The 23,740-nt window shown below is 38.9% G+C and carries 23 protein-coding genes; 17 read left to right on the top strand and 6 right to left on the bottom strand.

The genetic code is table 11. From position 1 onward, the window contains the following. Positions 1-80: 80 nt before the first annotated feature. The 8 genes from napG to SDEL_RS03765 are packed head-to-tail and all read left to right on the top strand — an operon-like array spanning position 81 to position 5,830. Positions 81-896: a ferredoxin-type protein NapG gene (gene napG, locus SDEL_RS03730; RefSeq protein ID WP_012856525.1), complete on the top strand. Its 816-nt coding sequence runs from the start codon at positions 81-83 to the stop codon at positions 894-896. After that, complete coding sequence (gene napH, locus SDEL_RS03735; RefSeq protein WP_012856526.1) at positions 893-1,732, top strand: quinol dehydrogenase ferredoxin subunit NapH; 840 nt, start codon at positions 893-895, stop codon at positions 1,730-1,732. The genes napG and napH overlap by 4 nt, the downstream gene beginning before the upstream one ends. Then, positions 1,725-2,246, top strand: a complete 522-nt coding sequence (locus SDEL_RS03740; protein WP_012856527.1) for a nitrate reductase cytochrome c-type subunit — start codon at positions 1,725-1,727, stop codon at positions 2,244-2,246. Before napH ends, SDEL_RS03740 begins: the two co-directional genes overlap by 8 nt. Positions 2,247-2,248: 2 nt before the next feature. Continuing rightward, entirely contained in the window at positions 2,249-2,764 is a 516-nt protein-coding gene (locus SDEL_RS03745) for a ferredoxin-type protein NapF (protein ID WP_012856528.1), read from the top strand. Then, positions 2,761-3,708: a WD40 repeat domain-containing protein gene (locus SDEL_RS03750; protein WP_012856529.1), complete on the top strand. Its 948-nt coding sequence runs from the start codon at positions 2,761-2,763 to the stop codon at positions 3,706-3,708. Before SDEL_RS03745 ends, SDEL_RS03750 begins: the two co-directional genes overlap by 4 nt. Continuing rightward, positions 3,705-4,058, top strand: coding sequence for a chaperone NapD (locus tag SDEL_RS03755; RefSeq protein WP_012856530.1), 354 nt, complete (start codon positions 3,705-3,707; stop codon positions 4,056-4,058). Before SDEL_RS03750 ends, SDEL_RS03755 begins: the two co-directional genes overlap by 4 nt. A 44-nt stretch (positions 4,059-4,102) precedes the next feature. Next, positions 4,103-5,203 (top strand): redox-regulated ATPase YchF, encoded by a 1,101-nt coding sequence (gene ychF, locus SDEL_RS03760; protein WP_012856531.1) that lies wholly within the window; start codon positions 4,103-4,105, stop codon positions 5,201-5,203. 60 nt (positions 5,204-5,263) lie between these two features. Further along, positions 5,264-5,830, top strand: a complete 567-nt coding sequence (locus SDEL_RS03765) for a toxin-antitoxin system YwqK family antitoxin (RefSeq protein WP_012856532.1) — start codon at positions 5,264-5,266, stop codon at positions 5,828-5,830. Between the two features lie 13 nt (positions 5,831-5,843). Here SDEL_RS03765 and SDEL_RS03770 read toward each other — a convergent pair whose 3' ends face one another. Further along, positions 5,844-6,587 (bottom strand): ferredoxin-thioredoxin reductase catalytic domain-containing protein, encoded by a 744-nt coding sequence (locus tag SDEL_RS03770; protein WP_012856533.1) that lies wholly within the window; start codon positions 6,585-6,587, stop codon positions 5,844-5,846. Positions 6,588-6,811: 224 nt separating this feature from the next. On the opposite strand from SDEL_RS03770, the gene SDEL_RS03775 reads away from it, so the two are divergent. From SDEL_RS03775 to SDEL_RS03815, 9 genes are all read left to right on the top strand, one after another. Then, on the top strand, positions 6,812-7,966 hold the full coding sequence (locus SDEL_RS03775; protein ID WP_012856534.1) for an OprD family outer membrane porin: 1,155 nt from the start codon (positions 6,812-6,814) through the stop codon (positions 7,964-7,966). Between the two features lie 113 nt (positions 7,967-8,079). Then, entirely contained in the window at positions 8,080-10,128 is a 2,049-nt protein-coding gene (locus tag SDEL_RS03780; protein WP_012856535.1) for a sensor histidine kinase, read from the top strand. Then, complete coding sequence (locus SDEL_RS03785; protein ID WP_012856536.1) at positions 10,110-10,820, top strand: response regulator transcription factor; 711 nt, start codon at positions 10,110-10,112, stop codon at positions 10,818-10,820. Before SDEL_RS03780 ends, SDEL_RS03785 begins: the two co-directional genes overlap by 19 nt. 109 nt (positions 10,821-10,929) lie before the next feature. Continuing rightward, the gene (locus tag SDEL_RS03790) at positions 10,930-11,520 is read left to right on the top strand and encodes a hypothetical protein (RefSeq protein WP_041666250.1); all 591 of its coding nucleotides are present in this window, start codon (positions 10,930-10,932) and stop codon (positions 11,518-11,520) included. A gap of 9 nt (positions 11,521-11,529) precedes the next feature. Beyond that, positions 11,530-13,998 carry a trimethylamine-N-oxide reductase TorA gene (gene torA / locus SDEL_RS03795; protein ID WP_012856537.1) on the top strand — a complete coding sequence of 823 codons (2,469 nt, stop codon included), beginning with the start codon at positions 11,530-11,532 and terminating at the stop codon, positions 13,996-13,998. Between the two features lie 163 nt (positions 13,999-14,161). Then, entirely contained in the window at positions 14,162-14,455 is a 294-nt protein-coding gene (locus SDEL_RS03800) for a c-type cytochrome (protein WP_012856538.1), read from the top strand. Positions 14,456-14,459: 4 nt separating this feature from the next. Then, positions 14,460-14,960 (top strand): ubiquinol-cytochrome c reductase iron-sulfur subunit, encoded by a 501-nt coding sequence (petA, locus tag SDEL_RS03805; RefSeq protein WP_012856539.1) that lies wholly within the window; start codon positions 14,460-14,462, stop codon positions 14,958-14,960. An 11-nt stretch (positions 14,961-14,971) separates the two neighbouring features. Next, the gene (locus SDEL_RS03810) at positions 14,972-16,228 is read left to right on the top strand and encodes a cytochrome b (RefSeq protein ID WP_012856540.1); all 1,257 of its coding nucleotides are present in this window, start codon (positions 14,972-14,974) and stop codon (positions 16,226-16,228) included. After that, entirely contained in the window at positions 16,225-17,091 is an 867-nt protein-coding gene (locus SDEL_RS03815; RefSeq protein ID WP_012856541.1) for a c-type cytochrome, read from the top strand. The genes SDEL_RS03810 and SDEL_RS03815 overlap by 4 nt, the downstream gene beginning before the upstream one ends. A 41-nt stretch (positions 17,092-17,132) precedes the next feature. On the opposite strand, the gene SDEL_RS03820 is transcribed toward SDEL_RS03815, so the two are convergent. The 5 genes from SDEL_RS03820 to dcuC all read right to left on the bottom strand — a co-directional run bounded on the left by SDEL_RS03820 (position 17,133) and on the right by dcuC (position 23,603). After that, the gene (locus tag SDEL_RS03820) at positions 17,133-17,789 is read right to left on the bottom strand and encodes a response regulator transcription factor (RefSeq protein WP_012856542.1); all 657 of its coding nucleotides are present in this window, start codon (positions 17,787-17,789) and stop codon (positions 17,133-17,135) included. After that, positions 17,786-19,636, bottom strand: a complete 1,851-nt coding sequence (locus SDEL_RS03825; RefSeq protein ID WP_012856543.1) for a sensor histidine kinase — start codon at positions 19,634-19,636, stop codon at positions 17,786-17,788. Before SDEL_RS03825 ends, SDEL_RS03820 begins: the two co-directional genes overlap by 4 nt. A gap of 139 nt (positions 19,637-19,775) precedes the next feature. After that, a complete protein-coding gene (locus SDEL_RS03830) occupies positions 19,776-21,089 on the bottom strand; it encodes an amidohydrolase (RefSeq protein WP_012856544.1) in 1,314 nt (437 codons plus the stop codon). 3 nt (positions 21,090-21,092) lie between these two features. Further along, on the bottom strand, positions 21,093-22,331 hold the full coding sequence (locus SDEL_RS03835) for a Zn-dependent hydrolase (protein ID WP_012856545.1): 1,239 nt from the start codon (positions 22,329-22,331) through the stop codon (positions 21,093-21,095). A gap of 9 nt (positions 22,332-22,340) precedes the next feature. Then, positions 22,341-23,603: a C4-dicarboxylate transporter DcuC gene (gene dcuC, locus SDEL_RS03840; protein ID WP_223295839.1), complete on the bottom strand. Its 1,263-nt coding sequence runs from the start codon at positions 23,601-23,603 to the stop codon at positions 22,341-22,343. Positions 23,604-23,740 lie beyond the last annotated feature (137 nt).

Raw genomic sequence — 23,740 nt, forward strand, 5'->3', positions numbered from 1 at the left:
GAGGTAAGTGTGTTTCTAAAAATAGACAATGAACTCCTTAACTCAAGAATAGGTCACAAATAGGATAGAAAGGATAGCTTGTGAGTAATCATGCAACACAACAAATCACAGCCAGGCGCAAGTTCCTGACACTCATGGCACAAAGCGTTGGATTTTCTGCACTTGGCGGTATGGTCTGGAGTGGTTATATTGCTGAAGCAAAATCAGCACCACTCATTCTTCGCCCACCTGGAGCCGTTGCAGAGGTGGATTTTTTACGTTTGTGTATTAAGTGTGGGCAATGTGTCGAAGCGTGTCCTTATGATACGCTAAACCTTGCAAAACCTGGTGATAACAAACCTTTGGGTACGCCGTTTTTCAACCCAAGAGAGGTTCCGTGCTATATGTGTACGGATATTCCTTGTGTTCCTGTGTGTCCAACAGGTGCGTTAAATGAACACGCTGTCTCACGTGTTGTGGAAGGTAAGAAAGAGTTAGATATTACCAAAGCACGGATGGGACTTGCGGTCGTTGATGTTGAGTCATGTATTGCTTTTTGGGGTATTCAATGCGATGCGTGTTATAGAGCCTGTCCGATTATGGATAGTGCGATTGTTTTAGAGTATCGCCGTAATGAACGTACGGGGAAACACGCTTATTTGGTTCCTATTGTCAATAGTACCATGTGTACAGGGTGTGGGCTATGTGAACGCGCCTGTGTGACTGAAAAAGCTGCCATTCATGTGTTGCCTTTAGAAGTGGCTAAAGGGGCTATTGGAGGGCATTATATTAAGGGCTGGGATGCTTCGGATGAAAAACGCTTAGAGACGCAAAGCAGTGATGTTACAACACGTACAAAGCGTAGCGAAAAAAGCGCTCAAGATTATCTCAATGCGGATGAGGAGTTGTTCAAATGAAAACATGGATTCTAACGCATCGGTTTACTCTGGCAAGACGTGTGGTGCAACTGAGCATTTTAGGGCTTTATATGGCTGCAAATGCGTATGGTTTTATGCTTCTAAGTGGAAATCTAAGCTCTTCATTGGTGATGGGGACGATTCCTCTAGCGGATCCGTTTGCGGTACTTCAAATGTTCGCAGCAGGGGCGCTTGTGGGAATGGATGTGCTTTTAGGAGCGCTGATTATCTTACTTTTTTATATGGTTGTAGGCGGTCGTGCGTTTTGCTCATGGGTTTGTCCTATGAATCTCGTGACCGATGCGGCAAATTGGACACGAAAGTTTTTTCTCTTAGATCGTGCGGTTGAGCGCAAAATCTGGTTGAGTCGTAATGTACGCTACTGGGTTTTAGGTCTTAGTATTATTCTTTCGTTGACAATGGGTGTTGCAGCATTTGAAATGCTTAGCCCTATTGGTATGTTGCATCGAGGATTGATTTTTGGTATGGGCATGGGTGGCGCAGCCTTATTGTGTATCTTTTTGTTTGATTTATTTGCGGTTAAACATGGCTGGTGCGGACATATTTGTCCTTTGGGAGGATTTTACTCTCTGGTTGGGCGCTTGAGTTTGGTACGTGTTAAACACGACCATACAGTATGTACTTCATGTATGAAATGTAAAGAAGTATGTCCTGAGAAGCATGTATTGGGCATTGTTTCAAAAAGCAGTGGAACGATTGTTTCAGGAGAGTGTACCAACTGTGGCAGATGTGTTGAGGTGTGTGAGAGTCATGCGCTCTTTTTTGGTGTAAGAAATTACATTAACACAAATGTAGGAGAAAAGAATGATGAGTAGAAAAACATTAATATTGGTCTCTTTATTAGGTGTCTTGGTGGCTTCAGGATGTGCGGCGTCTCAGTCGTACACAGAGGAAGAATTAGGGCTTAGAAAAGTGGATCTTTACAGTGAAAAAACAGTGGTAGCTGAATCAACAGCTTATTCAACCGTCGCAGCGGGTGAGTCAAAAGTATATGAGCGTGCTTTTGAGAATGCTCCTCCGATGATTCCTCATGATGTTGAGGGAATGCTTGAAATTAGTAAAGAAAATAACGCATGTATCGGTTGTCACCTTCCTGAAGTGGCGGAAGCCGTTAAAGCAACGCCAATTCCAAAATCGCATTTTTATGATATGCGAACTAAAAAAATGCTAGGCGAACTAAGTCAAGCACGTTTTAATTGTAACGCATGTCATGCGCCACAATCAAACAACCAGCCATTGGTTAAAAATGAGTTTTCACCAGAGTATCGCTCAAAAGAGGGTACTGCACGTTCTAACCTTCTTGATACCCTCAATGAAGGCGTGAAGTAGTCATGCAAACTCGTGGCAGAAGAGAGGTTTTTACCTCTCTTTTTGGTAAGAAGGACGCAGAAAAAAATCAAGATAAGTTGTGTGTGCGTCCTCCTTACCACAAAGAGGGGGTTGATTTTTCAAAGGCATGTCTCTCGTGTCAAGGCAATCCGTGTGTAGGAGCCTGTGAAGAGGAGATTATGGTCTTAGATGCCACGAATGTTCCTTATCTTGATTTTAGTAAAGGGGGCTGTACCTTTTGCGAAGCGTGTGCAAATGCGTGTGAAGAGAACGTGCTTACTCTTACATGTAACGAGACAAAAGCGTTAGATGTAAAAGTAACCATTGACGTGTTAGCCTGCATGGCATGGCATCAAAGTTTGTGTCAAAGTTGCCTAGATGCGTGTGACGTACGTGCCATTACGTTTTTAGGACTTTTTCGTCCTCAAATAAATGCTACAATATGTAATGGATGTGGCATGTGCGTAAGCATTTGTCCAAGCAGTGCAATGCGTGTTTATACCAAGGAGGAGAGATGAAATACTTAATAAGCTTATGTGTTCTTATAGGAACACTTTTTGGCGCAGAAATTGTTCCATCGCATACGATTGAAGCGAGTGGTATTGTGTATCAGATTGAAGTAAGGGGCTCAGAACTCTTAGCAGGAACGAGTGCGGGAAGCATTGATGTGTATAAACTAAGTGATGCGACGCTTCAAGAGAAGATACTTTTCCCTAAGATTAAAGATTTTACAGGTGATGAAGTTGCTCCTAAGATTTTTTCTGTTGATAAAATGGAACAGCGTTATTTAGCAGTAGTTCAAGCAACCAGTGGCGCAAGGGAGTTGTATGTGGTCGAGGGTGGAAAACCACGAGTACTCATTGATGCTGCGGCTAATTTGATTATTTCAAAAGCAAAGTTTGTTGATAAAAATCGCATTTTGGTGGCACTTTTGAGTAATGAACTCATTTTATGGGATATTGCGAAAAATAAAGCTGTGTATCGAACGCAACTCAATCCTTCTCATTTTAGTGATTTTGCACTCAATGAGAGTCGAAACATAGTGGCAAGTTCGTGTGAATCGGGTGAAATTACCATTAATGATGTGAATAGCGGTAAAATGATGAAGGTACTTAAAGGTGCAAATGTTGATAATGTTTACAAAGTAGATTTTAAACAAGATAAAATTTTGTGTGCGGGACAAGATAGACGAGGGGTGATTTACACCTTAAGCGATGGTTCTCATATACGTTTTGATGCACCTTTTTTGATTTATGCAGGAGCCATTTCCCCTTCTCTTACGTATGCTGCTTTTGCGTTTAATCAGGAAAATGACATTGTGCTTTTCAATATGCCTACTCACAGCAAAACACATACGCTAAAAGGGCAAAAAAGTACACTCAATACCATTTTATTTGCCTCAGAAAAAGAGCTTGTTAGCTCAAGCGATGATAAATTTATTATGATTTGGAGACTCCCATGAATATATCGAGTATAGTAGTTCAAGCAAAACCTTTACATGTAAAAGCGTTGATTGATTTGTTTGACGCCAGTGACTTTTGTGATTATCATTTTAGCGATGAAAATACGGGAAAAATTGTTTTGACCATTGAGGGTGAAAACATCGACGAAGAGATGCAAAAGCTCAAAAAGATAGAAGCTACACCGCATGTCATTAGCGCTACGATGATGATGGCATACAGTGAAGATGAACTTGATATTGAGCGAGAAAAGCTCCAAAATGCTGATGCTGTGCCTTCTGTTTTAAACGATGATAACGTCAAAATTGAAGATATTATCTACCGAGGTGACCTTAAAAAGAAGATACATTAAGCGCATAAGCGGTACAATACCTTTAAAAAATATAAAGGTATTGTATGGGTTTAGGTGTTGGTATTGTAGGGCTTCCAAACGTTGGAAAGTCTACCACGTTTAATGCGCTCACCAAAGCGCAAAATGCAGAATCTGCGAATTATCCTTTTTGTACGATTGAACCAAATAAGGCGATTGTGCCTGTTCCAGATGCACGACTTGACGAACTGGCTAAAATTGTCAATCCTGAGCGTATTCAGCACTCCACGGTTGATTTTGTGGACATTGCTGGTTTGGTTAAGGGTGCAAGTTCAGGCGAGGGTCTGGGCAATCAGTTTCTCTCAAACATTCGTGAAGTTGAAGTCATTTTACATATGGTGCGTTGTTTTGAGGATGAAAACATTACCCACGTTGAAAACAGCATTAATCCCCTTCGTGATATTGAAATTATCGAGAGTGAGCTTATTTTTGCCGATGTGCAACAACTCGATAAAAAGCTCGACCGCCTCAAACGTCAGGCTAAACTTGAAAAAGGTGCGCAAGCCTTAGCGGAAGTTGCCACAGAACTTCGTGCGCACTTAGATGAAATCAAGCCTGTAAGCACGTTTGCTAGAAGAGACGATGAGAACTTTCAAGCTTTAGATAAAGAGCTACGTTTTCTCTCCAATAAAACCATTATTTATGGTGCCAATGTCGATGAAGCAGGACTTTTGGAAGAAAACGAACACGTCAAAGTCGTAAAAGCGCATGCTAAAGAAGTAGGGGCGGATGTCGTGGTATTGTGTGCCAAAGTCGAAGAGGAAATGGTCGCTTTAGAAGAGGAAGAGGCGGAAGAATTCTTAAGGGAGCTTGGCGTTAAAGAGTCTGGCTTAAAGCAGATTATTCGCTTAGCGTTTGAAAAACTAGGTCTGGCTTCGTACTTTACCGCAGGGGTTAAAGAGGTGCGTGCATGGACGATTGTCAAAGGTTGGAAAGCGCCCAAAGCGGCTTCTGTGATTCACAATGATTTTGAAAAAGGCTTTATTCGAGCAGAAGTCATTGGCTATGATGATTTTATTGCCTATAAAGGTGAAGCAGGCTCAAAAGAGGCGGGTAAAATGCGCCTTGAGGGAAAAGATTACATTGTTCAAGATGGCGATGTAATGCACTTTAGATTTAACGTTTAATAACTGTTTGATGTTTACATGTAAAATCTTTACATGTAAACTTTTTTTGGAGTTCGTGTAATGAAATGGATACTAAGCCTTTTGTGTTCGGCGCTGATGCTTTTTGCTTCAGAGCGCTATTATGGCGTTGAAGATTTGGATGTCCGTGAGGATGGAACACTGCTTGAGACTCAAACCAAAAAACCTGCCAATGGTGTGGGACAATTTTTTTATGAGTCAGGTCAAGTGAAGAGTCAAACGCCTTTTAAAAATGGTCTGCGAGAAGGGTTGGGTAAAACCTACTACGAATCAGGGCATCTTCGTAGCGAAACCCCCTTCGTGAACGATAAAATAGAGGGATTGAAAAAAGAGTATTATGAATCGGGTGTGGTTCAAACAGAAATTCAGTTTAAAAATGATGAAGCCAACGGTCTAGCGAAATTTTACTATCCCACAGGCGCCCTGCAAGGTGAAACCCCCTTCTCAAACAATAAAGCTAACGGTGTTGCAAAGCTTTACAGTCCTAGCGGAAAGCTCATGCGTACCATTGAGTTTAAAGAAGGTGAAGTGGTAAAAGGGCTTGATTATGATGCTAAAGGCAATCAAAAAGAGTTAAGCCGTGAAGCTTTGAGTGAAGCGACACGCTGACTTCACTCTTTTTCTACTCTCCGCTTTCGCACTCCCCATAATACGCCATAATGCCATATTCAAGATTGAGGACGGTTTTAAAGCCCATGTGTTTTAAGATACGTTGGCAATACGCACTTCTGCTTCCACTGTAACAGTACAAAATCAAAGGAATATTCTCTTCGCCACTCAGTTGAGAGAGGGCGTTGTGAAAACTGGTCGTCGGGATAAGCACATCCGTTCCTTTAATACGATTTCCAACCCACTCCATCCACTCTCTTGTATCCACAAGAAGAAAGTTCACACTTCCTTTTTCTCTGGCTTCTAGTAAGGCTTCTAGTTCATCACCATCAAGCTGTTCTTTTTTCATTAAGAGCGCACACTCTTCTTCACTGAGTCCTCGTGTATGGGTATGAGCAATCTCTTCGACACTCTCATTTTGAGCAAGTTTTTGAGCATATTCTGGGGTACAAAAAATGGTACAGTGACATGTGCCTTCTTGGGGAATCTCAACGCTCAGTGCAGGGGTACAGGGGCAGAGACGATTGCCTGCTTTAATTTGCTCCTCTTTGGTTGCTCCAATTACCATAAAACAGGGGCAGTAGCGTTTGCCGTAGATCAGTTTATTGCGGGTTAAGCCTTGTTGAATCGACTCTTTCACATCATCCAAAGGCGTGTAAGCAAAGCCAAATTGTGCACAGACTTTATCGGTAAAGGCTTCTGTTTTTTCGAGTTCTGCGATAAATTCAGGCGAATTCATATCTATTTTAGTTATCAACACTATTCCTTTTAATTATTTTTTTATGGCGTATTATAGGAAGTTTGCATTGCAGAGAAATTAAAAAAAGGCTTTACATGTAAAGCCTTAAGAAAAATACTTTTTGGTATAAAATATTGATTAGGCAAAATCTTATGGATTATTTGAATAATATAAAAGTTTATACTTTTTTTACACTTTTCTTTTAGTATTGTCACTGGAATCTAAATAAAAAGGGGTGGACAGTGACAACAACAAGAAGTTTCAGTTTATCAGTTTTGGTTGCATCATTAGTGTTAGGAACACAGGTATGGGGTGCCAACACATTAGCCGATGCGTTTAAAGAAGGCAAAGTAAACGGTACTATCAAATCGATGTATCGAGATGCTGACATTTCAGGGCAAGAGAGTCGTGGATTTGCAATGGGTGGTGAATTAGGTTATGTTACGGGCAAATTATATGGTTTTGGTGCTGGGTTTACGTTCCAAACATCACATACATTAGGACTCAAAAACAATAATCTAGCAGAAGTCGATACGAGTGTTGCTACATCAAAAAGTGATTTGAGTGAGGCGTATCTTTCTTATACTTTTGATAAAACATTGATTAAAGTGGGTCGTCAATATATTGATACCCCACTTGTCTCAACCAGCACATCTCGTATGTATAACGATATCATGGAAGGTGCGACAATTACGAACACTTCTTTATCTGATACAACGCTTATTTTAGGTGTTATTTCACAGTACCAGTATCGCTTTGGTGATATGGAAAACTATGACAACAATATTTACACATTATATGCACGTAATAAATCTGTTAAAGGACTGGATATCACCCTTCAGGGTACGACTCAAGAGGATGAGAGGAGTTTATTGTTTGTAGATGGGGCATATATGTTTCCAATGAATTTTCCAATAACTATTGGTACACAGTATTTAGGTGATTATGCAGATATTGTTGGTGAAAAAGATTCATACCTCTATGGTTTTATGGTAGGAACAAAATTAGGTGGAATTAGTTTGTCAGCGTACTATAATAAAACAGCCAAAGATGGTGATGTAACATATGGTTATGGTCAGGGAACAGATTGGACTTACAACAGTGTTCAATGGTTGTCAGGATATACAGCAGGTACAGAATCCTATCAAGCGAAACTTTCTTATGACTTTGAACACGTTGGTATTAAAGGCTTAAGTGCTTTGACACGTTATGCTATTTTTAATAACTCTGTGGATGCTGGCAATGATGCCAAAGAGTGGGATATAGATGTAAAATATAAATTTTCAGGTGCTATGAAAGGGTTTGAGACACGTCTTCGTTATGCTGATATCAGCTATAATCAATTAGGTAAACCTAATGAGCATGATTTTAGATTTATAGCAAATTATAATTTCTAGTTTTTATGATAAATCAAGAAGTTATAGCTTCTTGATTTATCAATGAAGATAAGACCAAAAAATAAATGCGTTATAATGTTTTGCCGAATTATATTTTAATATTAAGCTAATACATGAATCATTTTAAGCAAAAATATTTACCTACATTATTTTTTATTTTTATTTTTTGTTCACTCACTATAGCGTATATTGTGCTTGTTTTTATTAATTATGATGCAAATAAAACGATGATGGAAGGTTTGGTTAAAACAAATCAATTAAATATAGTAAAAGGCTATAAACGTCAAATTGACGAATGGCTTTCCGTAAAAAAACGCATTGTATTTTCTGCTTCAACATTTCTTTCTCCTCTTGATCCAAAAAAAAACTATCATGAAATAAGACAAATTTTACAAAATGCTATTACAACAGGTGAATTTAGAAGTGTTTATATCGGATATGAAAATAATGCTTTTGTAACAGGTATTAATTGGAATGCACCTAAAGATTATTTCCCAACACAACGACCGTGGTATACTGTTGGTAAAAAACGCAATGAAGTGACCATTACATTGCCTTATATTGATTCGGATCTATTTAAGGATGTTATATCTATTGTTTCTCCAGTTTATAGAAATCATGAGTTGATTGGTATATTGTCGAGTGATCTTATTTTAGATGCTATACAAAAAGAGATTCTTTCTATTAATTTGCCTTTTAATGGATTTGCATTTTTAGTAAGTAAAAATGGTCAAATTCTTCTAAGCCCTGATGGATTTAGTGAACACAAATGCTCAGGTTGTGAGCCTGCAATTTCTGCAATTTTGTCCAATGAAAAGAATGTAGGTACAACAACATATCTTCATAATGGTGAAAAATATTTGGTATTTTATGAGCCATTAGAAAATAGTGATTGGATTTTTGCAACTGTTTTAAATGAAGAAAGTATTTTTGGAGAATTGGACGAACAATTATTTGGAAATGTAATTATGGCTATTTGTTTTGGACTCTTTGGTGTTTTGGGAGTTTTGTTCTTTCTATTTTTATCACGTAAAATTTTTGAACACAAACGTTTATTAGACTCTTTTGCTCATAGTAATGTTCAGGCGATGGCAATTGTTGATAAAAAAAAGCATATTGTGTTAGCTAATGAACCTTTAAAGAACTTTCTAGCATTACATGAATCTATAAAGGTAGGACAACCTCTTGTCTACTTACAAGAAAGAGAGGGAAAGCAAGGCTTGATTCAAACAATCATTGATTCTGTAAATGAAGTTATGAATGAGACACTAAATGCAAAAATAATGCAGTTGCCCAATGAAGAAACTTCAGAATGTTACGTTCTTCAAGTCATGCCAATTATTGAAAAAAATGAAAAAATAGAAGGATGTGTTGTAACGATTAATGATATCACACATGAATATAGATTAGAGACACATGCTAAAGAACATGAACAAATTATGATTCAGCATAGTAAGATGGCAGCAATGGGTGAGATGGTGGGAGCCATTACACATCAATGGCGCCAGCCTTTAGCCGCTCTTTTAGTACTTATGGGGATGTTGCGTGTTCAAGTGAAAGATAAAATGATCAGTGAAGAAAGATTGGTTGAAAGCTTTGATAAAGCAGTTGAAATTGTAAAATTTATGGAACAAACATTGCAGTCTTTTAAGTCCTTTTATAAAACGGGACAAGAAAGAGAATATTTTGATTGCGCAACAGTGATTGAGGAGGTTGTCAGTATTTTAAAACCAATTGCACGTATCCACAATATAGATCTCTCTTTTATATATGATTACAAAAAAGATTATCCTTTGTTTTCTTACCCTAATTATCTCAAACAAATTTTAGTGAATCTTGTCTCAAATGCAAAAGACGCTATCTTAGAAAAAAACAGTAATTCTTTTGAGGGACATATTATTATTTCTTTGGAAGAAGGTACAGATGGTTATACGATTTGTGTTGAAGATGATGGACTTGGTATTCAAGTAGAATTTGAAGAAAAACTTTTTAAGGCAATGCAAACCACAAAAGGTACTAAAGGGACAGGGCATGGTCTTTATTTATGTAAGTTATTGGTTGAGAATAAGCTTGGCGGGAGCATTCATGTTCACTCTTTATCCAATCCAACTATTTTTTCACTCTTTTTGCCTAAAGGAAATTCATGGACAAAAATGTCTTAAAACGATTTAGCGAGTTACGTATTTTACTGGTAGAAGACGATACATTACTTAGAGGCATTATTTTTGATGCTCTGAGTCTTTATTGTCAACATGTACAATGTGCTGAAGATGGAGAAGAAGGTTTACAATGTTTTCATAATGGAAATTTTAATGTAGTAATTAGCGATATTAATTTACCAAAAATGAGTGGACTTACTATGTCTCACGAGATCAGAAAAGTCAATGAAGAGATATCAATCATTATTTTAACTGCATATGATACGACGGATAATATTTATGCTTCAATGGATATATGTGCATGTGCTTTTTTACATAAGCCATTTGAATTAGAACAATTATACAACACATTATTAATGTGTATTGGGAAAATTGCTTCTAAAAATCACTGGATTGATCTAATGCGAGGATTCTCTTATAATATAAAATCAAAAGAGCTTTTTTTTGAAGAGAAAGAGATTCATCTAACAAAAAATGAATCAAAATTGCTATCAATTTTAATAGAACATTTTGGAAAAACGGTGAGTTTTGAAAATATCGAAGGTAACGTATGGTACGACAAAAGTGCTACTCCTGAAACCATACGAATGCATATCAATAAACTTCGTTCAAAAACATACTATGAGCTCATTGAAAATATACAAGGCTATGGTTACAAACTTTTACCAAAGATATCTATTGCTTTAGAAAAATAATTTTCTCCTTTCTTTTTTTATAATCTGCATACTGCTTCTTGATTTTTATACTTTCTTTACACTTTTTCTTTACACTTGTTTTTGAAGTTAAATCATAAGGAGATGATTGATGAAACAAGATGTACGATTTAAAGCATTATTATATTTGAGTGCTTTCCTAACCGGTTCGCTGTTAAATGCAGTAGATGTTTTTCCAAAAACAACACTTGAATTGACAAGTGAATCTGGAGAAATATTAGGAAGTATTACACCAGGTTCAAAGCTTATAAAGCTTGATGAAAAAAGCGATAAAAGTTTGGTTATGGTGAGTGGTTGGAGTGCCTATGGTGAAGAGAGTGTTGTTTTTCAAAAGATTGGACAACGTGTTGTGTATGCTCTTTTAAAACCAAATGCCTTTAAAAATATTGAAAAAGGTAAAAGTCAGACAGATGACTATGATGCAGAATGGATACCAAGCCAAATTAAAGGGTGGGTCAAAAATTCTGATTTAACATCTAATCAAGAAGATGTGTGGAAAGAGGGAGCCAAACTCTTTGGTGAGCGTTGTGGTTCATGCCATCAAGCACATCCATCTGATGAATTTACTGTTAATCAATGGCCAAATATTGTCAAAGCAATGAAAGATCGTGCAGGACTTTTACCTGAACAGCAATGGCAATTAACAAAATACATGCAAGCTCATGCAAAAGATGCAAAATAAGGAAGAGAGATGAAAAACAGTGCAAGAAGAGAATTTCTCAAAACTAGTTTATTAGGTAGTGCAGCGGTTGTTAGTAGTGTAAATACTTTAAATGCGGTTGATATGGCAAGTGGACCTATTTTGGATGAGTCGCAAAAATACAGCGCGTCACACTTTGGCGCGTTTAAAGCACATACAAAAGGTGGACAATTCACGGGAGTAAGTGACTTTGTGGATGATAAATTTGCAACACCTATGATTCAAGCCCTTCCATCTAGAACATACTCTCCAACACGTGTAAAATATCCTTATGTACGTGAAGGGTATCTGAAAAATGGACACAAAAGTGATACCTCAAAAAGAGGTAGTGAAAAATTTATTCGTGTGTCTTGGGATGAAGCATTGGAACTTGTTGCAAAAGAAGTTATGCGTGTTCAAAATACCTATGGGTATAAAAGCATATATGCAGGAAGTTATGGTTGGTTTTGTGTTGGTAAACTAAACAACCCTCAACGTTTGATGAATCGTATGATGAAAATTGCAGGTGGTTATGTCGGTCGTACGGGCGATTACTCAACGGGTGCAGCACAAGTTATTATGCCGCATGTATTGGGCACAAATGAAGTGTATGAACAACAAACATCATGGGATATGGTCCTAAAACATGCTAAAAATGTTGTATTTTGGGGAGCTGATCCAATGATAACGAATCAAATTGCATGGGAGATCCCAGCACACGAAGCATATGGTTATATGAATGAACTTAAAAAACTCAGTGAGGCAAAGAAGATCAACGTGATGTCTGTTGATCCTGTTGCAAATGATACACAACGTTATTTTGAAGGTGAGCATATTCGTATAAGACCTAATACAGACGTCGCCATGATGTTAGGTATGGCACATCACCTTTATGCAACAAAAATGTATGACCAAGAATTTATTAAAAAATATACCGTAGGCTTTAAGCAATTTGAGCAGTATCTTGTCGGTGAAACAGATAAGACTCCAAAAACTCCTGAATGGGCGGAGAAAATCTGTGGTGTTTCTGCCAATACCATACGAAAATTTGCAGAGAAATTGATGAAAGAACGCTCTATCCTTATGGCTGGTTGGGCAACCCAAAGAGCAGATCACGGTGAGCAGTTTCACTGGATGATGGTAACGTTATGTGCGATGATAGGACAAATCGGTTTACCTGGTGGAGGTTTTGGATTTAGTTACCATTATGCAGGTGGTGGTACACCAACAGCAGATGCTCCTGGACTTACCGGTATTTCAACCAATATCGTCAGTGATAAAGAAGGTCCATGGACAAAATATAAACCGTTTAACATTCCAGCCGCAAAAGCGTTTGATATGATCGCAAATCCTGGTAAAAAAATTCAGTTTAATGGTAAAGAGATTGTCTATCCAGACATTAAAATGATCTATTGGGCAGGTGGAAATCCAATGCATCATCATCAAGATCGTAATGCGATGCTCAAAGCGTGGAAAAAACTCGAAACAGTTATCGTTCATGAACCACATTGGACATCCACTGCGCGTATGGCAGATATCATTCTTCCAACAACGACAGAGATTGAGAGAAATGATATTGAAAGAGTTGGTGATTATTCATCAACCCATTTCTTAGCATTACAAAAAGCAGTTGAACCTGTTGGCGAATCTAAGGATGATTTTGAGATTTGTAGAGAGATTTGTAAACGATGGGGATATGAAAAAGAGTTTGCTGAGAACAAAACACCAATGCAATGGTTAGAGCAGTTCTATAGTGATGCGCTTGCACAAGGGGTTGAAAAAAATATTTCGATTCCAAAATTTAATGAATTTTGGAAGATAGGTTATGTGAAATTTGAAACACCTCAATCTGCAAAAGAGTATGTTAGACATGCTGATTTTAGAGAAAATCCAATGTTAAATCCATTAGGTACTCCTTCTGGAAAAATCGAAATTTTCTCAAAAATAGTTGATGGCTTTAAATATGAAGATTGTAAAGGGCATCCAATGTGGTTTGAGCCAGTAGAATGGCTTGGTAGTCGAAAAGCGACAAAAAGCTCACTTCATCTGCTTTCACCACATCCAAAATATCGCTTACACTCACAATTAAGCAATACGTGGATTCGTGATCTTTATGAAGTGAATGGAAGAGAACCTATTTGGATTCACCCAGAAGATGCAAAAAAACGTGGTATTAAAAATGGTGACATTGTAAGAGTCTTTAATGAAAGAGGTTCAACGTTAGCAGGTGCTATTGTCACTAACGCAACATCTAAGGGCGTTCTTAGAATGTGTGAGGGAGGATGGTATGATCCATTGGAGGCAGGTAAAATTGGTACGATGTGTAAACATGGGGATGTCAATCAATTAACAATTGATAAAGGCTCATCAAGTCTTGCTCAAGCAAATATTGCAAATACTGCACTAGCAGAGATTGAAAAATATACAGGTGTTATTCCTAAAATTACGGTTTTTGAAGAACCTAAAACTGCAAGAAAATAGTTTCTGATATTTGATATAAGTAGCCTTTTATAAAAGGCTACTTTATTTCTGAATTTCTATTATTTGTTAATAGTGTCAGAAAATCTATCTATTTTTTTTCTTAACATTTTTTTCTTATTTTTTTTTAATATGATTTTGCCAATATATTTTTAAGGAGAGTAAAATGAAACCAATCATAAGAACAATAGCGATGGTTACACTAGTTTGTGGTGTAAGTGTTCAAGCAACACCCCTTTACACGAAGTGTGTTGTCTGCCATGGTGCAGCGGGGGAGAAAGTGGCATTAGGGAAAAGTATGATTATTAAAGATATGAGCAAAGCAGACTTCATAGCAGCGATGCAAGGCTATAAAGATGGCTCTTACGGTAAAGAGCAAAAAGCTCTTATGAAAGCCCAAGTCGGTGCTCTAAGCAATGCACAAATTGAAGAGATCGCCTCTTTTGTGACAAAGAAGTAAGACCATGGCACAAAACAGACGCGATTTTATTGGCATGGCATTGGGCGGTGTCACGGCTGTCGGCGGGGTCATGGCGCTAGGAGCCATGAAGAAGACATGGGATCCACTTCCCAGCGTACAATCTGCTGGATTTATTACAGTGGACCTCTCCCCGATGCAAGAGGGAGAGTTAAAAACACTTCAATGGAGAGGGAAACCCATCTTCGTTTTGAAGAAGACCGCAGAGATGAAAAAAAATGAAAATCGTGATGTAGTGGCTGGGAATAAAAACTATACGGTCATTATAGGTCTTTGTACGCACTTAGGATGTATTCCAACATGGGTTCCTGCAAAAAAAGAGTTTCTCTGTGCCTGTCACGGCGGCGTCTTTGATGCCAGTGGTGTTAACACATTTGGACCACCACCACGTCCTATGGATATTCCTCCTTTTAAAATCGATGGCGAGAAACTCGTTCTCGGTGAAGAAGGACCAGAATATAAAAAACTAACCGCTAAAAAAGCATAAAGGAGGCAATCATGGCAGAGATTAGAAAAGCAGATGGGTTTGTTGATTGGCTCGATCAGCGTTTGGCGGTTAAAGCGTTTATGCGTGTAATGATGACAGAGTATTGGATTCCCAAAAATATCAACTTCCTCTGGGCGATGGGTGTTGTTTTGGTTGTTCTCTTTTCCATTCTTATCGTCACAGGTATTTTTCTTTTAATGTACTACAAACCTGACATTAACCTAGCATTTGATAGTGTCAACTACACGATTATGCAAGAAGTTGAGTATGGTTGGCTTTGGAGACATATGCACGGTGTAGCAGCCTCTGCTATTTTCCTTGTCATTTATATTCATATGTTTACAGGTATCTATTATGGCTCTTATAAAAAAGGGCGTGAGATGATTTGGCTGACTGGTATGGCACTTTTTGGTCTCTTCTCCGCAGAAGCCTTTAGTGGGTATATGCTTCCATGGGGACAGATGAGTTACTGGGCAGCACAGGTTATTACCAATCTGTTTGGTGGTATTCCAGTCATTGGTGAAGCACTGGTTATTTGGATTAGAGGTGACTTTTTAGTTGCTGATGCGACCTTGACACGTTTCTTTATGTTGCACGTGCTTTTATTGCCATTAGCCATTATTTTAGTCATTGCGATTCACTTCTACTCTTTACGTTTTCCTCACGTTAACAATCAAGAATCAGAAGAGCTTAATTTTGATGTGGAAGCTAAAAAATACTTAGACGGTAAAAAAGCTGAATCTAAAGTGGTTCCTTTTTGGCCAGTATTCCTCTCCAAAGATTTCTTTGTTGTGGGTGTTGCCCTTACTATTTTCTTCTATTTAGTCTGTTACCACTTTGATTTTGCGATGGATCCCATTAACTTTGAACCAGCCAATACCATGAAAACACCTGCACATATCTATCCTGAGTGGTACTTCTTGTGGAGTTATGAAGTGTTACGTGGCTTCTTCTTTGATATTGGTGGTATTGCGGCTATGGATATTGGTTTAGCAGCATTTGGATTTGCGAATGTTATTTTTATGCTTCTTCCATTCCTTGATAGAAATACAGACCATGTTGCACCTGCACACAAACGTCCCATGTTTTTTGTTTGGTTCTGGTTGTTACTCATTGATATGATTGTGCTTACCGTTTATGGAAAATTACCTCCAACAGGAGCTAATGCATGGGTAGGTTTCTTTGCGGCATTAAGCTTTATTTTACTCTTTGTTGCCCTACCAATTATTACCAAAATGGAAGCAAAATGTCAGGGAGGTTGTAAATGAGAGAATTAAAAATCTTAGCGGTTGTCGTATTCTTTACCGCTGTTGTTTATTGGGGTGTTGAGCCCTTTGCTCACTCACAAATGCATCCTCATGTTGCCCCCGCGGATTATACTTTTAAAGAGTTAGGCGCTTCAGGTAAAATAGGCGATGCGACCAAAGGTGCAGAGACGTTTTTAAGTGCAGGCTGTACGGGATGTCACTCACTCAATGTTGCAGGTATGCCAGCACCCATGGATGATGCCTCAGCTTCTGCTTCCTTTGGAGTGGTACCACCTGATTTAAGTACAGCGGGTGCTATTTATGATAAAAACTATTTAGCGGAATTGATTAAAAATCCAACGAACGCGCTTAAAGTAGAGCATAAATTTGATGAAACACGTCCTCATCCAATGATTGCGTTTTATGGTACAGGTGGAGATTTGGATCAAGAAGTCGCAGACATTGTGGCGTATCTTCAAAGTATTGCGCCTAAAGAGATTAACGATAAACAAGTCTATGTTGATGCGTGTCAGAGATGTCACGATATGAAATATGACAAACTCCTAAGCCCAAGTGATAAAACAGCACTGAGCGCTTATATGGGAACCTTACCTCCTGATTTGTCTATTATGATTCGTGCCAAAAGTAAAGAGTATCTTCATACCTTTATTAACGATCCACAAAAACAACTTCCAGGTACGTCTATGCCTCGTGTAGGACTGACCCAAAAGGCTGAAGCACAAGTGATTGCTTACATGGAAAAAGTAGGAGATCGTAAAAAAGCAGAACGTGAAGACTTAGGCTATAGCTTAATTGGCTTTATGATTATCTTTACACTCTTAGCGTATCTATGGAAAGTTAAAATCTGGAGAGAAGTTCACTAGGAACTTCTTTACATGTAAAAAGAAGTAGGTCTTTAAAAGGCTTACTTCTCTACAATACTATCCAAACGATACCCCACCTCTTTAATGGTTTTAATAGCCCCTTCAGGCAGTTTAGAGCGCAAGCGTTTCACGAGTGCTCGAATGTTAAAAATAGTCGTCTCTTCACCTTGCCAAACGTATTCATCAATTTCAAAAAAAGGAACGGTTCGTGTCGTGTCTTTGATGAATAAATCAAGAAAGAGATACTCTTTTCTACCTAGAAAAATCTCCTCTTTTTGAGGGTTAAATAAGCGTTGGTTTTTGAAATCATAGACATATCCTTTCCATAACTCAACGGTGGATGCCTCGATATGACAGAGTTTTTTGATTTTGTGTACTAGCTCATAAATAAAAAAAGGTTTTTTCAAGTAGTCATTACAGCCTATTTCATAAGAGGTTTGAATCTTCTCCAAATCGTGATTGGAGCTGATGATAATGACAGGAACTTCTTTATTAAACAGACGAATAGACTCTAAAATGCTAATGCCATCGAGCGAGGGGACATTGATGTCAATGATAAAACAGTGGTATCCTTTATTGAGCTCTTCAAGGGCTTGCTCTCCATCGTTAAAGACTCTCACATCATAACCGTGTTGGCTAAGGACATCTTTGATAACATCGCACAGCGAGGCGTTATCTTCAAGAAGTAAGATTTTCATGATACATTTCCTAGTGTAATCGTAAAACGAGCACCCTCTGGGGTGTTGTCCGCTTTGATTTTTCCGTTCATTTTATTTTCCAAGATAACTTTTGACATGTAAAGACCTATACCATGCCCATGCTCTTTGGTCGTGTAGTACGCATCAAAAATATAAGGAAGTTTCTCCTCAGGAATGCCTCCTGCATTGTCGCTAATCTCAATAATGACATCGTGCGCATGGTTGTAAACGACAATAGAGATGCGTCCTCGTTTGATTTTTTTGGCTTCTCTTTGATGCATGATTTGGTCTTTAGCGTTATTGACAATGTTAAGAAGGGTTTGCATAAATTCGTTTTTATAACCAAGTACCATTAAATTGGTGGCATGGCTAATGTCAATTTTTACGTCAATATAATTATATTTTATCGTATGCGAGATAATGCTCATCATGGTCTCAATCGCCTCATTGACATCAAAAACAATTTTCGTAGTTGAGGGCATAATAAAGGCTTGAAAACTGTTGATAGTATCGGTCATATAGCGTACTTGCACCATAATATCATTAATGTATTTATCGTTTTTCTCATCAAAGGCACTGCCGACACTAAAGGCGTGTTTTTGCACCAAGGCGGTAATTTCAACGAGAGGATTTTTCCATTGATGGGCAATAGAGGAGAATACCTCTCCAATTTCAGCGAGTTTGGATTGTTGGATAATAAACTGTTGATGTTTGTTTTTTTGAAGCTCGATTTCACGGTATTTTTTCTCGTCTTTAATACGCATATAAATGTTATGAATCAGCGCTAAAATCAGTAAAATGAGTAGGGGTAAAATGAGTAAAATGGCATCGACATACTTTTTATGTTTGTCTAAAAAACGCACAGGCGTATTGACAAAGCGCAAGGACTGGTTGAGCAAAAAAGGCTCAAGGTTAAATTTGTTGATTTTTTCATGGTTAAAAATATATTCGTGGTTTTCATCCGTCACAATTTTGTTAGGAGTGGAGGGATTGCGGAGTATCTCTTGTGCCATCTCTGCCGTGGTTTCTCCTAATTTATAGGTTAAAATAGACTTCCCACCCACAATACCTCTGGTGATAAAAAAAGAATCTGTGGCAAAAACAGGAATTTGAAAGAGATCAATCGTATAAGCGATTTTATAATTTTTGTAAAACTGGTCGTAATTTCCACCGTAAAAAGGGATAAATAAAATGGCTTCATCGGGTACAAAAGTCGAAAATTTATCCCGCATCTCTTGCAGACTTAAATCCCCAATATACTCAATCTTACACTTTAAATGCATCGCATCAAGCGTATTTTTAATGGAAATGTTGGTTTTATCTTCAGGATTTTTTTCATTTAAAATATAGAGTTTTTTAAGAGAGGGAATCATCGTCTGAATGATTTTGACATTATCCTCAATGGCTCTTTCTTTGAGGACTCCTGAAATTTTATTGGGAAGACCTTGTTTCAGCGCATCTTCATAGGAAAAAAAGTCCATACTAGAAAATAAAATACGCTCGTTCACAAAAAAGTCATAGTAGTGTCGCAGTAAAAAAATATAGGCGTGTTTATCCACAGGAATAATCAAATCATAACGGGTATGTTTGAGTTTGATCTCTAAGAGATTGCGAAGCGTGGTATAGTCATCCTTTGGAGTCGCCGCTTTGCCACTCATATAGATGACATCCGCCTCAATGTCTGACTTTGCTAAAACATCTTTGATACCTAAGATAATATCATTGCTCCATTTAAAATTTTTAGGATACGAGTCAATAATCAGCACACGTTTTTCTTCCTGCGCCATAAGGGTATGACTGAAAAATAAGAAGAAATAAAAAGCATAGAAAAAAGCGTTGTGTCGCATTAAAAACCTTAAAATCATAATAAACAATATAACGAAATTTTAGTGATTTTGGGTTAAATTTTTGTATAAAAATAACCCGATAAAGTAGATAAATTCTTTTTACATGTAACGATGCAGAGGAGGAATCCTCCGCATGATTTTATTGGGCACCTAGCATGTAGGCTGCACGTAAAAAGAGATCAACGCCTGTCACTAAACAGCTTTCATCAAAGTCAAAAGATTGGTTATGATGTCCCGCTTCCAGTTTGGCTCCTATCATCATGTAACCGCTTTGTCCGCCTTGATTTTGCACCGCTTGCATAAAGTGAGCAAAGTCTTCACATGCGCCAAAATCGCACGTTTTTACAATGGAATCCTTGTCAATAAACGGTGAGGCAAGGGCTGCTTTTTCATACACATCAGTGATAAAAGGAGAGCTATCGCCACCACTCGTACCACCCACATCTTTCACACTGTACCCTACGGAGTGAATTTTAGAAACACCCTCTAAAATATTCATGCATTTTGCTTTCATAAAATCATTCAGCTCTGTGGTCACACCTCTGGTTTCACATGCCATAAACGCATTGGGTGCAATAACATTGCGTCCTTCTCCCGCTTTTAGAACACCCACGTTAATGCGGGTAATGCCTTGACTGTGACGGGTAATGCCATGCATTAAAAGCGCTGCTTCAGCAGCGGCTAAAAGAGCGTTCGCTCCCTCTTCAGGTGCGCCTGCCGCATGAGCAGAGGTTCCATGAAAGGTGACGTCAAATTTTGAGGTGGCAAGAAAGTTATTGACCCCGCAAATAAGACCTCCACTTTTTTTAGACTGAAAGCCGATGTGTGCACCCAAAAGATAATCCACCCCTTTTAAAATTCCCGCTTTTTCCATAGCAACCGCACCTCTGGTTCCTTCTTCAGCCGTTTGGAAAATAAAACGAAACGTTCCTTTAAAATCCTCTTTATGCTCGCTAATGAGTTTAGCCAGTCCTAAGCCAATGGTAATGTGTCCATCGTGTCCGCACGTGTGCGCAATCCCATCAATATCCGCACGAAATCCCTCTTTAAATGGGCGGTGCGCTAAGTCTTTACTCTCAGTGACATCCACAGCGTCTATATCAAAACGAAACGCTATGCAAGGGCCTTCTCGTCCTGTATCGAGTTCGGCGATAACGCCCGTAAGACCATCTTCCATCACATCCAAAAGAGTATACTCTTCGGGGGAGAGAAGTTTTTTTGCACGAAGCAGTGCTTCTTCCAGTGCCTCTTTAGACCCCACACCTTGTCTAGCCTCTGGCACCATAATCTCACGCCCCATTTTGAGCGTATAGCCATAGGTTTTCAGTTTTTCAATAATTTTAGCGGTGGTAAAAAAAGTAAACCAGCCTGTTTCAGGGTGTTGGTGAAAAAATCGGCGTGTTTCTATGAGTTCTTTTTCTAAACTTTTTGCTCTTTGTGCAATGCTATCCATTTTTTATCCTTCGTTTGCTAAGGTAATAAGGGTTTTAGTTATCACTTCGGTAGCGCAAATAACATCATCCATATTCACTTCTTCAGCGATATTGTGGCTAATGCCCTCTTTGCAGGGTACAAATACCATGCCTGTGTGCGTGGCAACATAAGGCATATGCATCGCATCGTGTCCTGCGCCGCTTGGAAGCTCTAGGGTTGGAATCTGAAGTTTTTTTGCTTCTTCTTCAAGGGTTTCAATAATTTTTTTATCAAGACTGACAGGTGTATCATGAGTGAGCTCTTTGAGGGTATAGATGAGTCCTCTTTTTTGCGCAATCTCTTCAATGCCTTTTTCAATCAACACCGCTGCTTTTTCAAGCGCTTTGGCGTCAATATCTCGAATGTCAATACCCATGCGAACACTGCCTGGAATGACATTGAGCACACCAGGGGTTGCGTTGGCAAAACCCACTGTTGCTACGGTAGTCTCCCCGGCTTCTTCTTTGGCAATCTTTTCTACATGTAAAATAATCTCTGCCGCACACGCAAGGGCATCGGAGCGCATATTCATGGGCGTAGCTCCTGAGTGGTCAGCTCTGCCTTGCAGGGTGAGTTCGTAGCGAATGGGTGCGGCAATACCTGTAACAATGCCCACAGGAATGCCTTTGTTTTCCAACACAGGTCCTTGTTCGATGTGTAATTCTAGGTAGGCGTAAAAGGTATCTGGGGAAAGTTTTGCACTCTCTATCGTTTCAACGGCACATCCAAACGCTTTGGCTGCTTCATAAAGGCTCACGCCTTCTTTATCTTTGAGCAGACTCAATGCCTCTTTGGAGAGTTTTCCTGCCATGACTTTACTGCCTACTGTTGCCATATTAAAACGGCTGGACTCTTCGCAGGAGAAAATAATCAGCTCCAAAGGGCGTTTATGAGAAATTCCATTTTCCTTGATGGTACGAATCGCCTCAAGACCACACATGACCCCTAGCGTTCCATCGTAAAAGCCACCCAAAGGAACGCTATCTAAGTGAGAGCCAATGGCAATGGAGGGAAGAGGAAGTTCCCCTTCAATACGCCCAAAAATATTGCCAATGGCATCTTCACGAATATTCATTCCTAAAGCCTGCATTAATGTTTTAATATAAGCACGTGCTTGGGCTTCTTCTTGGGAAAAAGCAAGGCGGCTCATGCCTCCTTGGGGTAATGCCCCAAAGGTGCTTATGGTTTGCATTTCTCTTTTTAATCGCTCTGCATTAATCATATCGCATCCTTAAAATGCAAGCATAAAATAAGCAGTGATCAGTGCTAAAACCATTCCTAATGCGGTACGTTTGACCATATCAAAGGTAGAAACTTTTGCAAATCCTGCACAAATAATGGCAGCACCTGCTAAAGGAGACATCGTGCGACCAATGGCACCACTAAGGGCGGCTAAAGAGCCCATACGCTCAATCGTTGTACCAAATTCCACCGCAAATGGTGTAACAGCTTTGTTAAATGCAAATGCCGCGGCATCACCTGATCCTGTAACAACAGCCAGTAAAAATGGTCCAACAGTTGCGCCAATAGATGCCATGCTAGGGTTGGAAATGAGTAGAGAAATAAAGGCATTCACTGCGCCTAAAGCTTGAAGACCTGAAACAAATACGGTGGCTGCAATGATAATACCAAAGATTTGAGCATACGCCCCACCCATACCGTTAAAAAAGCCTTCTGAGACTTTTGCAGGATTGGTGCGAGTAATAATAACGGCTAAAAAAGCACCAATCAGCATCGCTTCAGGCACGCCCATTTTAAGTAAAGGTACCCAGCCTGTAAAACCAAGAACTAAAATGGCTAGAGGGATGATATTAACGAGTGCAAAAAGAGGGTTGATTTTAAAGGTTGTGTCAATTTGAAAGTCTTTATCCTCAGAGACATATCCTTTGTGCTCTTTAAGGTAAATCGCTAAAAGTCCTAAGGCAATAGATGCCACCACGATACTGCTAATCGTAGCGAATTTGTGTGTATTGATAACCTCTAAAACGGAAACTTTTGCTAAATCAGCCACAAAAGGATTGTGTGAAAGTCCTGGACTTAACATACTGCCATAGGTTCCACTAAAGACCGCAGCCGCAGCCATAGCAGGGCGTACACCTGAGTGAATCAACAAAGGAATAAAAATAGCACCCACCGCTGCGGCACAACCTGCGGCTGAGGGAAGGGCTACGTTAATGGAAAATGTCAGTAAAGAAGCTGCTGGAACAAGAAATATGCCTGCACGTTTGAGTACATTACCCAGTAGGGCGACTAAGTGTTTGTCACAGCCTGTAATTTTAAGGACAGCGGCAAAACCTAAAACCGAACAAATCGCTTGAATCAGACCACCTGAAACCATGACTTTTGAAAATGATTCAAAAGCTTTCATCGGTGCTAGGGCAAAACATGCCATAAAAACACCTGCAACTAAAAGCACAAGTTTGGTGTCATATTTTTTAACCAAAAAATAGACCACTGCCACTATAGTAAATAGGGCGATTGCAATCTTTAACATTTCCATGTTGAACGCTCCTTGAAAGATAAATATCCTAGTAGTTTAAACTTTTAAGGAGATTTCTACATAATGTATTTTCTTAAAGAAATATTAATGTTTCTGAATTTTTAGGATACTTTTTACGTCGTTTTTGTGGC

Origin of the sequence: Sulfurospirillum deleyianum DSM 6946, assembly GCF_000024885.1 — a bacterium.
Lineage (GTDB): Bacteria > Campylobacterota > Campylobacteria > Campylobacterales > Sulfurospirillaceae > Sulfurospirillum > Sulfurospirillum deleyianum.

Coding starts and splice junctions, on each gene's coding strand:
- SDEL_RS03750 (WP_012856529.1), top strand. CDS start 2,761: ATGAAATACTTAATAAGCTTATGTGTTCTTATAGGAACACTTTTTGGC.
- petA (WP_012856539.1), top strand. CDS start 14,460: ATGGCACAAAACAGACGCGATTTTATTGGCATGGCATTGGGCGGTGTC.
- SDEL_RS03740 (WP_012856527.1), top strand. CDS start 1,725: ATGAGTAGAAAAACATTAATATTGGTCTCTTTATTAGGTGTCTTGGTG.
- SDEL_RS03825 (WP_012856543.1), bottom strand. CDS start 19,636: ATGCGACACAACGCTTTTTTCTATGCTTTTTATTTCTTCTTATTTTTC.
- SDEL_RS03745 (WP_012856528.1), top strand. CDS start 2,249: ATGCAAACTCGTGGCAGAAGAGAGGTTTTTACCTCTCTTTTTGGTAAG.
- SDEL_RS03810 (WP_012856540.1), top strand. CDS start 14,972: ATGGCAGAGATTAGAAAAGCAGATGGGTTTGTTGATTGGCTCGATCAG.
- napH (WP_012856526.1), top strand. CDS start 893: ATGAAAACATGGATTCTAACGCATCGGTTTACTCTGGCAAGACGTGTG.
- SDEL_RS03785 (WP_012856536.1), top strand. CDS start 10,110: ATGGACAAAAATGTCTTAAAACGATTTAGCGAGTTACGTATTTTACTG.
- SDEL_RS03835 (WP_012856545.1), bottom strand. CDS start 22,331: ATGATTAATGCAGAGCGATTAAAAAGAGAAATGCAAACCATAAGCACC.
- SDEL_RS03820 (WP_012856542.1), bottom strand. CDS start 17,789: ATGAAAATCTTACTTCTTGAAGATAACGCCTCGCTGTGCGATGTTATC.
- SDEL_RS03765 (WP_012856532.1), top strand. CDS start 5,264: ATGAAATGGATACTAAGCCTTTTGTGTTCGGCGCTGATGCTTTTTGCT.
- SDEL_RS03780 (WP_012856535.1), top strand. CDS start 8,080: ATGAATCATTTTAAGCAAAAATATTTACCTACATTATTTTTTATTTTT.
- SDEL_RS03815 (WP_012856541.1), top strand. CDS start 16,225: ATGAGAGAATTAAAAATCTTAGCGGTTGTCGTATTCTTTACCGCTGTT.
- SDEL_RS03755 (WP_012856530.1), top strand. CDS start 3,705: ATGAATATATCGAGTATAGTAGTTCAAGCAAAACCTTTACATGTAAAA.
- SDEL_RS03790 (WP_041666250.1), top strand. CDS start 10,930: ATGAAACAAGATGTACGATTTAAAGCATTATTATATTTGAGTGCTTTC.
- torA (WP_012856537.1), top strand. CDS start 11,530: ATGAAAAACAGTGCAAGAAGAGAATTTCTCAAAACTAGTTTATTAGGT.
- SDEL_RS03830 (WP_012856544.1), bottom strand. CDS start 21,089: ATGGATAGCATTGCACAAAGAGCAAAAAGTTTAGAAAAAGAACTCATA.
- ychF (WP_012856531.1), top strand. CDS start 4,103: ATGGGTTTAGGTGTTGGTATTGTAGGGCTTCCAAACGTTGGAAAGTCT.
- SDEL_RS03800 (WP_012856538.1), top strand. CDS start 14,162: ATGAAACCAATCATAAGAACAATAGCGATGGTTACACTAGTTTGTGGT.
- dcuC (WP_223295839.1), bottom strand. CDS start 23,603: ATGTTAAAGATTGCAATCGCCCTATTTACTATAGTGGCAGTGGTCTAT.